The organism is Flavobacterium okayamense (genome assembly GCF_019702945.1).
Taxonomy (GTDB): Bacteria; Bacteroidota; Bacteroidia; order Flavobacteriales; family Flavobacteriaceae; genus Flavobacterium; species Flavobacterium okayamense.
In genome coordinates this window covers 1,431,415-1,446,297 of record NZ_AP024749.1, presented here as the reverse complement: position 1 = coordinate 1,446,297, position 14,883 = coordinate 1,431,415, and the positions used below count along the sequence as shown (strand labels likewise).

Annotated in this window: 12 protein-coding genes; 4 read left to right on the top strand and 8 right to left on the bottom strand. The window is 31.6% G+C overall.

Annotated features, from left to right (window positions below):
- Positions 1-1,503: a SusD/RagB family nutrient-binding outer membrane lipoprotein gene (locus KK2020170_RS06605; RefSeq protein ID WP_221257547.1), complete on the bottom strand. Its 1,503-nt coding sequence runs from the start codon at positions 1,501-1,503 to the stop codon at positions 1-3.
- Between the two features lie 13 nt (positions 1,504-1,516).
- The gene (locus KK2020170_RS06600; protein WP_221257546.1) at positions 1,517-4,600 is read right to left on the bottom strand and encodes a SusC/RagA family TonB-linked outer membrane protein; all 3,084 of its coding nucleotides are present in this window, start codon (positions 4,598-4,600) and stop codon (positions 1,517-1,519) included.
- A 199-nt stretch (positions 4,601-4,799) separates the two neighbouring features.
- Here KK2020170_RS06600 and rnhB point away from each other — a divergent pair, with 199 nt between their 5' ends.
- Positions 4,800-5,465, top strand: a complete 666-nt coding sequence (gene rnhB / locus KK2020170_RS06595; protein ID WP_221257545.1) for a ribonuclease HII — start codon at positions 4,800-4,802, stop codon at positions 5,463-5,465.
- Here the strand turns inward: rnhB and lipB are convergent.
- Both lipB and KK2020170_RS06585 read right to left on the bottom strand, forming a co-directional pair.
- A complete protein-coding gene (gene lipB / locus KK2020170_RS06590; protein ID WP_221257544.1) occupies positions 5,462-6,166 on the bottom strand; it encodes a lipoyl(octanoyl) transferase LipB in 705 nt (234 codons plus the stop codon). The genes rnhB and lipB overlap by 4 nt on opposite strands.
- Positions 6,166-6,951, bottom strand: a complete 786-nt coding sequence (locus tag KK2020170_RS06585; protein ID WP_221257543.1) for a hypothetical protein — start codon at positions 6,949-6,951, stop codon at positions 6,166-6,168. Before KK2020170_RS06585 ends, lipB begins: the two co-directional genes overlap by 1 nt.
- A gap of 120 nt (positions 6,952-7,071) precedes the next feature.
- Between KK2020170_RS06585 and lysS the strand changes: the two genes are divergently transcribed.
- From lysS to KK2020170_RS06570, 3 genes are all read left to right on the top strand, one after another.
- Positions 7,072-8,760: a lysine--tRNA ligase gene (lysS, locus tag KK2020170_RS06580; RefSeq protein ID WP_221257542.1), complete on the top strand. Its 1,689-nt coding sequence runs from the start codon at positions 7,072-7,074 to the stop codon at positions 8,758-8,760.
- A gap of 115 nt (positions 8,761-8,875) precedes the next feature.
- On the top strand, positions 8,876-9,307 hold the full coding sequence (locus KK2020170_RS06575) for a DUF4890 domain-containing protein (RefSeq protein WP_221257541.1): 432 nt from the start codon (positions 8,876-8,878) through the stop codon (positions 9,305-9,307).
- 59 nt (positions 9,308-9,366) lie between these two features.
- Positions 9,367-9,705: a hypothetical protein gene (locus KK2020170_RS06570; RefSeq protein ID WP_221257540.1), complete on the top strand. Its 339-nt coding sequence runs from the start codon at positions 9,367-9,369 to the stop codon at positions 9,703-9,705.
- Between the two features lie 41 nt (positions 9,706-9,746).
- On the opposite strand, the gene hemL is transcribed toward KK2020170_RS06570, so the two are convergent.
- From hemL to KK2020170_RS06550, 4 genes are read right to left on the bottom strand one after another with little or no spacing between them, the layout of a single operon-like run.
- Positions 9,747-11,030 (bottom strand): glutamate-1-semialdehyde 2,1-aminomutase, encoded by a 1,284-nt coding sequence (hemL, locus tag KK2020170_RS06565; RefSeq protein ID WP_221257539.1) that lies wholly within the window; start codon positions 11,028-11,030, stop codon positions 9,747-9,749.
- The gene (locus tag KK2020170_RS06560) at positions 11,030-11,902 is read right to left on the bottom strand and encodes a glucosaminidase domain-containing protein (protein WP_221257538.1); all 873 of its coding nucleotides are present in this window, start codon (positions 11,900-11,902) and stop codon (positions 11,030-11,032) included. Before KK2020170_RS06560 ends, hemL begins: the two co-directional genes overlap by 1 nt.
- Positions 11,892-12,788, bottom strand: a complete 897-nt coding sequence (locus KK2020170_RS06555; RefSeq protein WP_221257537.1) for a 1-aminocyclopropane-1-carboxylate deaminase/D-cysteine desulfhydrase — start codon at positions 12,786-12,788, stop codon at positions 11,892-11,894. Before KK2020170_RS06555 ends, KK2020170_RS06560 begins: the two co-directional genes overlap by 11 nt.
- 59 nt (positions 12,789-12,847) lie before the next feature.
- The gene (locus tag KK2020170_RS06550) at positions 12,848-14,779 is read right to left on the bottom strand and encodes a T9SS type A sorting domain-containing protein (protein WP_221257536.1); all 1,932 of its coding nucleotides are present in this window, start codon (positions 14,777-14,779) and stop codon (positions 12,848-12,850) included.
- Between the last annotated feature and the right edge of the window lie 104 nt (positions 14,780-14,883).

The window sequence follows — 14,883 nt, the reverse complement described above, 5'->3', positions numbered from 1 at the left end:
TTAGTTTTTCCAGAATGGCGCAGTTGTAAACGAATCATTAGCAGATTGCGAAGGTACGTTTGCAGAATTACTCGCCAATTCTGACGTTGGATACATTAAACGCATAGGCTTTTGACCAGTAGGAGAAGTTGCACCTAAAGGCATAGGAATGTTATTAATAAAACCTGTACGAGTATATTCAATCCAAATCTCAGCACCATTAATACTATTTAAAGCAATAGATTTTTGGTACATAATTGCTTGAATTTTATTTGTACTTGCAGCATAACCTTTACCATCTTGTCCATTAACTGATGCAATATAAGTAGCTGCATCACCTGAAGACACACCTAACATATCGCAAGAAGCTTGAATAGCCATGTCAAACAAAGCTTGTGCATTACCAGCAATATAACCTCTTTCTACAGCTTCAGCTTGTAACAAATAAGACTCTGCTGCTAACATTACATAACCGTCTTGACTATGCTCCACCATTAAGCCTGGACCAAAAGCAGAAATATCTGTAGATGCTGTTGCAGAACCCTGCTCAACACCAACTACTGGACCAGTTGTTGCAGGTGATGTTGCAAATAATCTGTTCTTTCTTGGATCTGGTGGCAATGCGTTTAACTGATCAGCAATAAATTTAGAAGCTCTTCTAAAACGGTAAGTATTTCTTAATACTCTATTACCATTAGTATCTAAATTTAATTCCCACATTAAGTTTATCCAAGGATTTTGCTGAGAATCTTTTGCGTTAGAATAACCTGGGTTTATAGTTACATCTTGAACAATAAAATCATTATCTAACAATGCAAATTGATCATTTAAATAAGTTGCAGAAGCAGCATCTGTTTCAGCTAATGTAGCCTCTCTTAATAAAATTCTCAATTTTAAAGTGTTTGCGAATCTTTTCCAAGTAATCATATCTCCACCTAACATAACATCCTCTGCACCCACTGCAACAGTAGTAGAAGGAGCATTATCTATCATTGCAATCGCCTCATCTAATTGTACAATTAAATCTCTATAAATTGCTTGATCATCATCATAAGTAGGAAATGGATTTGCAGTACCTTGGTGAGCACCAAAATAAGGAATATCGCCATACAAGTCAACTAAATATTGAAAGTAAAATGACTTCATAATTTTAGCAATTGCTTTATGATGATCATAATCACTTGAATTAAAATTGATTATATTAGAATATTCACCTGTATTTCTGTAAACACTATTCCAAATATCTTCATAGAAATTTGCACTCATAGTGATACCAAACTCTTCAGCATAACCCCCTGTAAATGAATTAACATTAGGCCCCCAGTTATTCATAAATACATTACCAATCTCATTCATTCTTCTAACTAGAGGTGAATAAGATGCAGTTTGTACAGCTGAAAGCGTTAAATTAGGTGTTACCTGACTTGCCGTTGCAGCATTAGGATTCTCATTGATATCTAAATAGTTATCACAAGAAAAAAATGCTAATGCTAAAGCTGGAATTAAATATTTTATTTTTTTCATATTAATTTATTTTTTAGAATGAAGCATTAAGTGCGAATCCAAAAGTTCTTGTTGCTGGGTATTGACCAGTAACAGCTAAACCTTGATCGTTACCTGATGATCTTGATTGCTCTGGATCATGATAACCTCTGTTTTCTTTAGGTAATACAATAAAAGGATTTCTCGCATTGATACCTAAACGTAAAGAAGTCAAACCAGTTTTCTTAATTAACTCAGGGTTAAATGAATAGCTTAATGACAACTCTCTTACTTTAAATGCAGTAGCATCTAATACCATATTTTCAGTAACAGCTCTATACTCGTTAGAGAAATAGTTTAAGTATGAAGTATAAGAATTACCACCTGTAACAACAGAAGTATTAGCAGTGTAAACACCTGGAGATGTTTCAATTGCTGAATTAGGAAAAATAAATCCACTTCTTCCATTAATTGCAGACTCGTATAAATGACCTGACCAAGATAACCAATCTTTAGTACCAGCCCAGAATTGGTGACCAGTTCTATAATCCATTACAGCAGCTAATCTAAATCCTTTGTATTCTACTGAAGTATTGTAGTTAATAATGTAATCTGGCGTAGATTTACCTAAAACTATATATTCATCAGTTCTAACTGGATTTCCAGAAACCGGATCAATTAAAACTCTTCCTTGATCATCTCTAGCATAACCAATACCTTTAATTAAAGGAAATTCTTCACCTTCAGTAGCAAAGATACCAACACCAGAACCTGTAAAGTTTACTAATGGAATTTCACTTGCTTGATCAGAAACCTTATCTACTGTAGTTTTTGCACTGTAGTAAGACAATCTGTTTTCCCATTTCCAATTATCAGTTTTGATTGGAGTAAACCCTAAATCAATTTCAAAACCTTTATTTGTTAACTCTCCAATATTTGTTAACTGAGATACTAAACCAGTACCAGCAGACAATTGCTGATTAGTAATTAAATCAGTAGTAGTAGTTTGGAAAACTGAAGCATCTAAAGTTAATCTATCTTTAAAGAAACCTAAACTTGTTGTAGCTTCTAAAGTAGTCATAAACTCCGGAGTTAACTCAGGATTAGTAGGAGTTGTATCAGGCGTAAATGAGTTCAAATCCCCAAATGGATAACCAGAAGCAGTGAAATAAGCTAATTCTGATTGATAAGCACCTAAAATAGAAGCATTACCTACTCTTACACCACTTAACGCTAATTTCCAATAGTTAAATTTATCTGATTTTAAACCTTCAAATGCTTTTGTAGGAATAAATGACAAACCAACTGATGGGTAGAAATAATTGTCTTTTTCAAAACCTTTAAATCTTGAATCCCAGTCATTACGAGCTGTTAAGTTTAAGAATAAAAACTCAGAATACTCATCACCTTTACCTAATGCAAAATCTAAATTTGCGAACAACGACATACGTCTTGTTCTAAAGAAAGAATTACTTCTTCTTGGATCTCCAGTAATATTAGAAATATTATATAAACCAGGAATAGTTAAATTATCACCACCAACAGACGTAGATTGTGAGTAACTATCCTGCATATTGTTTCCAATATTAGCAGCAAATCTTAATTTATCAGTTAACTTATAATCAAAGTTAACCATAAAGTCACCATAAAAACTTCTACTATTTGAGTTAGATGAATCAAAAGAAGAAACTACAGTATGGTTACCACCACCAACTTGTAACTGATCAACAAAACCATTAGTATATGACAATCCGTTAGACGCCACAGTAGTAATACCAGCTGTGTAGTTAAAATTGATATTTTTGTTTAATTCATAATTTAAAGTAGCAATACCTCTAAATTGATCACTTCTGTTAGTATTTCTAACATTATCTCTTAACCAATAAGGATTGTTATAATATGAAGTCCAGTGACCATCTTGTCCAGAATTTTCAAATCTTTCGATTGGAATATTAGTCGCTGTCTGTAATAAGTCTGTAAATAAATTTGAAGATGTAGTTTCGGCTTTTTGAGTAATATAAGTCGCATTACCATCTATTGTCCATTTACCAAATTTTTTACCTGCTCTAAATAAGAATGAATTTCTCACCAAGTTATCACCATCTACAACAAAGTTTGTACTTTGTTTATTAGCTGATAAAGTAAAATACCCGTTCTCAACATTACCTGCTGATAATGAAACACCATTTTGAAAAACTGTACCAGTTTCAAAAAACTCTTTAATATTATCTTCAATTGGTGAATATGGAGCCATAATATAAGACCCATCAGCTTGCGCTAAACCAACTGGACGAACAACACCATCCATTTCAGCACCCCATCCTCCGTTTTCATAAGAAACGTGAGTACCATTCCAACCTTGACCATAACGCTCTTGTCTTTGAGCAATAAAACTGATAGTTTCAAAGTCAACAGATGAGTTTAACGATACTTTTAACTTATCACCTTTACTACCTCTTTTAGTAGTAACAATAATAACACCGTTCACACCTTGCTCACCATAAAGAGCCGCCCCTTGAGCACCTTTTAAAATGTTAGTTGACTCAATTAACTCAGGAGCCAACGATTGTAAAGTACCAGCAGTTGAAATTACGTTATCAATAACAACTAAAGCTTGGTTGTTACCAGAAATAGATCTGTTACCACGTAAAACAATACGAGTTGTCGCATTAACACCATTATTAGTAGTATTGATAGTTAAACCAGATACTTTACCAGTTAATGACTGAACAACGTTAGGGTTAGCAGCTTGAGTGATTTCTTCACCTTTCACCACTTGATTAGATGAAGTAACCGCATCAACTTTACGTTTAATACCTAAAGCTGTTACCACAACTTCTTCTAATTGAGTTGCCGACATCTTAACTTCATAAGTGCTAGCAGCAGTTATAGCAACTTCAGCATTAGCATACCCTACATAAGAGAAAACTAAAACATCTCCTTGAGCAGCGCTAATAGTAAAGTTACCATCAAAATCTGTAGTAGTACCACGAGTTGTACCTTTAACAACAACGTTAGCACCAGCAATTGGGCCTATCTCATCAGACACAACACCCGTAACAGTTTTCTCTTGCGCAAAGGAAAACTGCATTGTCAACGCCACTAAAAGCGTAAAAATCCATTTAAACTTTGATCTCATATTAAATTTATTTGAGTTAGTTATTCCGCAAACTTCTTAATAATTTCTTAAATAAACAAATAATACTTCGGAATATTACTAATTTATTTATGTTAAAGTTTTGGCCAAATAATTGCTTTTTACGAAATATTCTCTTTTAAAAGATGTTAATTTTATTAATAGGTTGCGTCAAAAAATATACTTTTGTCAAAAAAGAATTATGTTAATTAAAAGTTATAGCGACTTATTTTTAGAATGCGGTACTGACGAAGCCGGTAGAGGTTGCCTTGCAGGCCCAGTAACCGCAGCTGCTATTATCCTACCTGAATCTTTTTCTAACAGCACTTTAAATGATTCTAAGCAACTTTCAGAAAAAAAAAGATTTCAAATTCGTCCTGAAATTGAAGACAAAGCAGTTTGCTTTGCATTTACACACATATATAGTAATGAAATTGATGAAATAAATATTTTAAATGCATCCATGAAAGCCATGCAAGAAAGTATTTTAAAGCTTTCTAAGAAACCTGAATTTATAATTGTAGACGGAAATAGACCCATTTTTAGAAAATTAGAAATTAAAAATTCACTTGGAAAAATATTTACTCAAGAAGAAATTGATTATTTGAAAGACATTCCAAACAAAAGCATTATAAAAGGTGATGCAAAATACTTAAGTATCGCAGCGGCATCTGTATTAGCCAAAACATATCGTGACGATTACATGGATAAAATTCATGAAGAATATCCTATGTATTACTGGAAAAAAAACAAAGGCTACCCCACAAAAGAGCATCGTGAAGCAATTGCAAAATATGGACCAAGTCCATATCACAGAAAAAGCTTTAAACTTTTACCAGAACAACTTGAACTTAATTTTGATATTTAACCTAATAAAAGAGTAGCTTCAAAAAGATTTGTAAAGTGTTTTAGAATTTTTTGTTTCACTTCTTCTACATCGATTTCTTTTCCTAATTCAACATGAAGTGAAGTAACCCCTTTACCTCTAATTCCACAAGGAATAATATTATCAAAATAACCTAAATCGGCATTTACATTTAAAGCAAACCCATGCATAGTTACCCAGCGACTTGCTCGCACACCCATAGCACAAACTTTTCTTGCAAAAGGTGTACCTACATCTAACCAAACTCCTGTTTCCCCTTCACTACGAGTTCCTTTAAGACCATACTCGGCTAATGTTAGAATAATTGTCTCCTCAAGTAATCTAAGATATTTATGAATATCTGTAAAAAAATTCTCTAAATCTAAAATAGGATAACCCACAATTTGTCCTGGTCCGTGATAAGTAATATCTCCACCTCTATTTATCTTATAAAATGTCGCCCCTTTATCTTGAAGCTGTTTTTCGTTTAATAAAAGATTAGACACATCACCACTTTTACCCAAAGTATAAACATGTGGATGCTCTACAAATAAAAAATAATTTGATGTTTCAATGTTTGAGTTTTCCCTCTTTTGCTTTTTTTGCTCAACAACTTTAGCAAATATATTTTCTTGAAAATCCCAAGTTTCTTTATAATCTTTATTTCCTAAATCTTGTAGATAAACTTTTTTATTCTGTTTCATTATTTAAACTCAACTTCTAGATTCGACTTTTCAACATTCTCCATATAATCCTTAAAAGGAACTTCAATAATTATAGTTTTTCTATCCTCACTATACATTACGTTATAATCACTTTTAACTTTTTTTACTGATTTAGGAAAAGTATATTTTACTTTAAAATTAGATTGAGCAAACAGCATTTCCATCGATTCATTTATTTGATTTCCTAATTCATCTCCCTCTAAATTTTCTTTTTTCTTAAATTCCATTTTTTTATCAGCAATAAGTTTTTTCTTAAAAACCTTTCCATCATAAAAAAATTGCTGTATTGCATTAGTTCCAGCTGAAGCTTCAGTCATATCAGAAATCATCTTATCTTGAGAACCTCCAAAAGTTGTTAAACTTTTTAATGGCGACATTAGATTATCTAATTCAGAAATAGAATTAAAGTCAGTAAATAAAGAATAGTTAATCTTTTCAGATTTTTCATTAACCAATAAATGCATTTTGAAATTTTCCAACTTTTTTAATCGTTCTTGCTCTTCTTTTGGAAGTTGAGAAATACTATCTTGTTTTTCTGCAAACATTTGTTTAAAAGAAACTATACTATCAATATCTTTACTTTCTTTATCGGAATCTTTTTTTGAAAATTGACTCTTTCCTCCCATTGCCATTAATTGAGACGCATCAATTTCAAAAGCATATTTACCAGAACCATCTTCATTCATAACCAAACTTTCTGTAATAGTACAACTTGCTAACAAAAAAAAGTTCAACAATAAGACTATATATTTTACTGATTTCATGTTTTTAATTTTTCACAAATATACAATCTTTACAACTTTTAAACCTTCTGAACTTTTAAACATTTCATCTTTTAAACTTGAAACAAAAATTTTATCTTTGCACGCTTAAAATATAAAAGTATGCAACTTTCAGAACAAGAAATTATTAGAAGAGAAAAATTAACCAAGTTGAGAGAACTTGGTATTAATCCTTATCCTGCCAATTTGTATCCTGTTAACCACACATCAAAACAAATAAAGGAAAATTTCGCTGAAGGTAAAAAAACAACAGTTGCTGGACGATTAATGAGTGTTCGCGATCAAGGAAAAGCAGCTTTTGCTGAATTACAAGATAGTGAAGGAAGAATTCAATTATACTTCAACCGTGATGTAATTTGTGAAGGTGAAGATAAGACCTTGTATAATACAGTTTTTAGAAAATTAGTCGATTTAGGCGATTTTTTGGGCATAGAAGGAGAACTTTTCACAACTCAAGTTGGGGCAAAATGTATTCGTGTAACTAACTTTTCTTTATTAAGTAAAGTATTGCGTCCGCTTCCATTACCAAAAACTGATGAAGAAGGACATGTCTTTGACGCATTTACTGATCCTGAATTACGTTATAGAATGCGCTATGTAGATTTAGTTGTAAATCCGCAAGTAAAAGATGTTTTTGTAAAAAGAACTAAATTATTCAACGCTATGCGAACTTTCTTCAACGAGAAAGGTTATATGGAAGTTGAAACACCTATACTACAATCTATCCCTGGTGGCGCGTCTGCAAGACCATTTATTACACATCATAATTCATTAAATATTCCACTATACATGAGAATTGCAAATGAATTATATTTAAAACGCCTAATTGTAGGTGGTTTTGATGGTGTTTACGAGTTTTCTAAAAATTTTCGTAACGAAGGAATGGATAGAACGCATAATCCAGAATTTACAGCAATGGAAATTTATGTAGCTTACAAAGACTACAACTGGATGATGGAATTTACCGAAAACCTTTTGGAATATTGTGCTTTACAAGTAAATGGAACTACAGAGGCTACTTTTGGAGAACATAAAGTAAACTTCAAAGCTCCTTATGCTCGTGTAACGATGACGGATGCTATAAAACAATTTACTGGATTTGACATCACTGGTAAAACAGAAGCAGAATTATATGACGCTGCAAAATCAATGGGAATAGAAGTTGATGATACTATGGGTAAAGGAAAGTTAATTGATGAGATTTTTGGAGCAAAATGTGAAGGAAATTTTATCCAACCTACATTTATTACTGATTACCCAAAAGAGATGTCTCCTTTATGTAAAGAACACAGAGACAATCCAGACTTGACTGAACGTTTTGAATTAATGGTTTGTGGAAAAGAAATAGCTAATGCCTATTCTGAATTAAATGACCCAATTGACCAAAGAGAAAGATTTGAAGCTCAATTAGCACTTTCTGAAAGAGGTGATGATGAAGCTATGTTTATTGACCAAGATTTCTTGAGAGCTTTAGAGTACGGAATGCCACCAACTTCTGGGTTAGGAATTGGAATGGATAGATTAATAATGTTTTTAACGAATAATCAATCAATCCAAGAAGTTTTATTCTTCCCGCAAATGAAACCAGAAGCAAAACCATTAGCCATTAGTGATGATGCAAAAATCATTATCGAGCTTTTAAAAGCAGAAGACAATCAACCATTAGCTCAGTTAAAAGAAAAAACGGGATTAAGTGGAAAAAAATGGGATGCTGCAATGAAAGAATTAGGAAAGCAAAACCTTACTAAAGTAATAGTTGAAGGTGATTCTAAAACAGTGATTTTGAATTAATTAAATAATTATAGATTTTAAAAAGGAATGCGCTCGCATTCCTTTTTTATTTTATTTAACTATTCTAATTAAACCTTTTCCTTAAATAAATATCTAAACAATAAAGTTAAATAAAATGAAAAAAGTATTCGTATTAGCATTATTAACAGTTGGGATGACTGTATTTGCACAAGGGAAAAGAATGAAGCATAATGATTTATCTACTGAAGAGCAAACTGAGCTTCAAGTAAAAAAAATGACACTAGATTTAGATCTTTCTGAAAAACAACAAAAGGAAATTAAAACCATTTTAATGGAAAATGCAAAAATAAGAGAAGCAAAGTCTGTTGAAATGAAAAAACGCAAAGAAAGTGGCGAAAAACTATCTAAAGAAGAACGTTTAAAAATGCAAAATGAACGATTAGATAATCAAATTGAGATGAAGAAAAAATTTAAGTCAATTCTTTCTGAAGAACAAATGAAAAAATGGGAAGAAAAGCAAGAGAAGAGAGAAGAGAAAATGAAAGAGCGAAAAGAGAGAATGATGGAACACAGAGATAAGCGTTAAAAAATTTGTACAACTAATTTTTTTAAATTAGATTTGATGTTTAAACAAATGATAACACAATGAAAAAAATTATTGCACTTTTTGTTTTTGTTTTAGGCATCTCTTTTACAAGTTCTGCTCAAGAGATATCTTCTGAAAACAATTCTCAATCTCAAGCTAAAACTTTAGCGATAAAAATTAAAGATTATTTAAACCTTGATAATGAAAAAACAAAAGCTGTTTTTGAAATTATTGAACACAAAAATACAATGATTAGCAATGAACCCAATTTAATTGAAGAAAGAAGGCAATTGATAATCAACAAATTCACAAAAAAACTTGAAGGAACTTTATCTTCACAAGAATTTAAAAAACTTCAATCTAATAAAAGCTTATTTAACGAGTTTCAAAAAGGTTAATAAAATAAAAATCCCGATTTAATCGGGATTTTTTTATAGTTTTAATTTTGTGTCACCTTATCAATTGCAAGTATAGTCTTATCTAAATCTTCATAACTCAATGCATCAGTAATAAACCAAGTTTCGTAAGCTGATGGAGCAATATAAATCCCTTCCTTTAACAAGTTGTGAAAGAAATCTTTAAACTGTTGATTATCTCCGTTTTTAGCTGTATCGAAATCAATCACAGGATTTTTATCAAAATGAATTGAGATCATTGAACCTACTCTATTTACAGTATACAACACATTGTTTTTAGTCAAAACATTTCGAATACCTTTTTCTAAATAAGCAGTCTTTTCTTCTAATCTATTATATATTTCAACATCAGCATTTAATGCTTTCAACATTTCATATCCTGCAGCCATAGCCAAAGGATTTCCAGATAAAGTACCTGCTTGGTATACAGGACCTAAGGGAGCTAAATAATCCATTATTTCTTCCTTACCAGCAAATGCTCCTACAGGAAGTCCTCCTCCAATTACTTTTCCAAAACACACTAAATCCGCCTCTACTCCATATAATTCTTGGACTCCACCTTTAGCAAGACGAAATCCCGTCATAACTTCATCAAATATTAACAGAGTTTCATTTGCTATACAAACCTCTCTTAATTCGTTTAAAAAACCGCTTTTTGGAGGAATACAGCCCATATTACCTGGCACAGGTTCCACAATAATCGCTGCGATTTCATTTTTATTCGCTTCGAAAATTGATTTTACATTATCAATATCATTAAATCGAGCCAATAAAGTATCTTTAGCAGTACCTTGTGTAACACCTGGACTATTTGGCACACCAAATGTACTTAAACCACTTCCAGCAGCAATTAAGAACGAATCAGAATGCCCATGATAACACCCTGAAAATTTTATTATTTTATCTCGTTTTGTATAACCTCTAGCCAATCGTATTGCACTCATACACGCTTCTGTTCCTGAATTTACAAAACGAATTTTATCAATATTAGGAACCATAGAAACTGCCAATTCTGCAATTTTAGTTTCTAATTCTGTTGGTGTACCAAATGAAGTTCCTTTTTTAGCTCTTTCAATCACTGCATTTACAACAGGTTCGTAAGCGTGACCTAAAATCATTGGTCCCCAAGAGTTTATATAATCTATATACTTATTGCCATCTTCATCAAATAAATAAGCACCTTTGGCTTCTTTAACAAATATTGGCGTTCCTCCTACCCCTTTAAATGCTCTAACTGGAGAGTTAACACCTCCAGGAATTACTTTACTAGCTTCAGCAAAAAGAGCACTGCTTCTTTTGTATTCCATTATTTTATTTTAATTTCTTGTCCAATAGACAATGAATTATCTTTTAAATTATTAACTTCTTTTATATTTTCAACAGTTGTATTAAATCGCTTTGATAAAGAATAAAGAGTATCTCCTTTTTGAACAACATAGACTTCTGCTTTATTTGAATTCTTACTTTCCAACAATTCAATCTCAGCAACCGTTTCTTCAACTTTTGATTTTACCTGATTTGGAGCAACTACTTCATGATCATAAATAAACAATTGATATCTTTCTATAATTCCTATTAATTTAGAAGGGTACTTTGGATCCGTAGCATAACCAGCTTTTTTCAACCCATTTGCCCATCCTTTATAATCTAAAATATCTAGTTGAAACAAATCATTATAACGACTTCTAGAAGTTAAAAATTTAGAATGATCTCTATAGGAATCTGCAGGATCAGAATATTTTCTAAAACATTCCTGTAAAGCATCATCATCATGTGTTATACTTGGCCCAGTCCATCCAGTATGACATTTAATACCGAAATGATTATTTGCTTCTAAACATAATCTTCCTTTACCAGCTCCAGATTCTAATATTCCTTGCGCCAATGTAATACTTGCAGGAATTTTATAATCTTTCATATTACCTTTTGCAACCTCTTTAAACTGGTTTATATAATCATAAACTGTAGTAGCAGTTGTAGTAACATTTGAAGTAGCTTCAAGACTTTCTTCCTTTTTAGGAACTTCAGTTTTTACTTGAGCTTGAGGTTTTTCAACTACAGTCTCAGTCTTATTTACTTTCCTAGGATCCTTTTTTTGAGTTGTAGTTCGAACCTTATTTGTAGAACCACAACTGTAAATTAAAATAGATAATACTCCAATTAAAATTTTATTCTTCATAAATCAAAAATTCGCTATTCTTTTCTTTTAACATATTATTAATTCCTTTTAATCCTTGTAAGCCACCTGTATGAATTACAAGTATTTTAGAATCTTCGGGAAAATATCCTTTATTAATCAATTCGACAACCCCAAACATCATTTTACCTGTATATATAGGGTCTAAAGGAATATTTGTTTTATTGTAAAAATCGTTTAAAAAAGCTATCAATTCAGAATTTACTTTACCATATCCACTGAAGTGATAATTTAAATTTAAATCCCAATTGGCTTTCTTTGCAAATTTACGAATATCATTAAATAAAAAATCTCCTTTTAATGCAGGAAATCCAATTATTTTTTGATTTTCACGTGAACTATTAATTAAACCAGTAATTGTTCCTCCTGTACCAACAGCGCAACAAACAAAATCAAATTGCTTATCTTCTTCTAAAAGAATTTCTTCACAACCTTTTATAGCTAAATCATTTGTTCCTCCTTCAGGAACCAAATAAAAATCATTTAATTCATTTTTTAAATTTAAAAAAAAATCACTTTTATCTTTTAAGCGATATGATTCTCTATCTACAAAATAAAATTTCATTCCAAACTCTTCAGCCTTAACTAAAGTTGGATTTTTACAATAATTATTTTCTAATTCATTACCACGAATAATACCAATCGTTTCAAAACCATATTCCTTACCAGCTGAGGCAGTTGCAAGGATATGATTTGAAAAAGCTCCCCCAAAAGTCACCAAAGTTTTTAAGCGAAGTTGCTTTGCTTCTTTTAAATTGTACTTTAACTTTCTAAACTTATTTCCTGAAATAAAAGGGTGTAATAAATCTTCTCTTTTAATACTAAGTTCAATGTTATTGGAAAAATCTATATCGACTCTTTGATTCATGATTAAAAATAAAAAAATCCCGACTACAAGCCGGGATTAATAATATCTAATTTAAAAAATTATCTTGCGATTTGAACTTTTTTATCAACTGAAAAATTATCTCTTGTATTTAATTTAACAATGTAAACACCATCACTTAAACCAGCAGTTGAAACTTCAATTGTTTGACCTTTCCCTAAATTAGCTTTAGAAATCACTAATTTACCAGTAACATCATACAAAGATAGTTCTAAAACATCTTTATTCATTGAGTTAAATACAGTTAACATTCCTGATCCATTATTTTGGAATACTTGGAAAGAATCAGCAACTATAGCATTTTCATTACTTAAATCAACAGCTAAATTTTTGAAAGTAATTTCAAATCTGTTTGAATAATTTCCAGCTTGAAAGTTTGCACTATATTCACTATTTTTTATATCGTAATAAATACCCGTCTCTTTGTCATGTAAATAAATGTTCTCAGCTAAATCAAATTGAGAATAATCACTAACTTTAACTTTGAATGTAGATTGTTCGTTTGTAACAAAAGTTAAAGGAAATTTACTATCTATATTGAAAGGCTGTGAAGAAATTACTAATTTTTCAGCACCATCAGGTGTTGTTAAGTAAGCAACTTTTGAAGCATTCGCATAAGCACACAACGCATCAAAGTAATCAAAATTTTCCTCAGCAATATCTCCAAAAACTAAAGCATCCTCGTAAATTACTTCATCATTAATTCTAGTATGAATTTTAAAGTTTGGATCAAAACCATTCTTCTTAATTTTCGTATAATCAGTACCTGCAACATTTGGAATTTCTCCCCAATATTCATCACTTAACTCTACTTGAGAATTTCTTTCAAATTGTGAGTTATTAATCACACCTTCTTTAACAAAAACTCTATATCTGTTTCTTACCGTTACAGTTCCAGCAGGAACAGCACCATGAACCATGAAACCTTGACCTACTGGAGTAAACTGTCTTTCAAAAACATTACTCCCTGCAGTACTCCCTGTTTGAGATTCTCCATCAGCAGAATAAGTATTCATTGGAGCAGCAACATAAGTTCCATTGTTTGCAATATTAGTCATATTAGGGACATAAGTTCCATACCCTCCAACATATCCTCCTACAAGATGAGTATTTGCAGACTTATCATGTTCCCAAAAATATGCTGTATTATCTATTTGAGCTCCTGCACCAGTCCCACTTACCGCACCAGTTGAAGGGTTAACAATGTAACCACTATTTTCTAACAAGTAATAATTTAAATTTATCGCTGAAGGGTAAGGATTTCCGACTAGAGTTAAATTAATGTAATTTGCGCCATTAACATTAGAAACAGTAGCAGACATATTTCCATCATAAGGTTTACCTCTAAAATCATAACGCTGAGCACTTCCAACATTATTTTGTATTCCTTCATTACTATCAGAAACTAAATTATCACTACCACTTGTTCCTTTCATAGTGAATCCTTGACCAGGCAAAACTGTTGAACCTGAACCAACATAAACCCATCCACCACCTCCTGGAGCATATACATTCTGCGCAGTGTACTTCCAAATCCATTGATTTGAAATAGATAAAGATGAGTTTGTCGCAACACCGTCATATGAAGAAACAATTGAAGCAGCTGTACTTGTTACCTTATCAGCTACAGATGGCCTAAATAACCTTGTTATACCAAAATTCGAATTACCTGCACCCGCAGCAGGCACGCCTACCGGAGAACACCAATAATTATATTGAAAGTTATTCGTTGTTCCTTCTTGATAAACAGATAGATTCCCTAAGCCTGAATTAGCTCCTGCCGCACTTGTACCCTGCAACAATTGAGATTGATTTCTTAGATAAAAATTACCGTTATTATCCAAATTAACATCTTGTGTTACATAAACGAATTGATCATTTACGTAAACATAGCTGCTTGGACTCACATACATCTGCGCTTCTACTTGAGAAGCAAAAAATAAACTAATAGATAAGAGTAATGCTTTTTTCATAACCACGTGATTTAAAGCGTTTAATTTTCAAATATATGATAAAAAACTTATTTGAAACAAAATTTTCAAAGAATAATTTTACATTTTTTTTAACAAGCATTTTT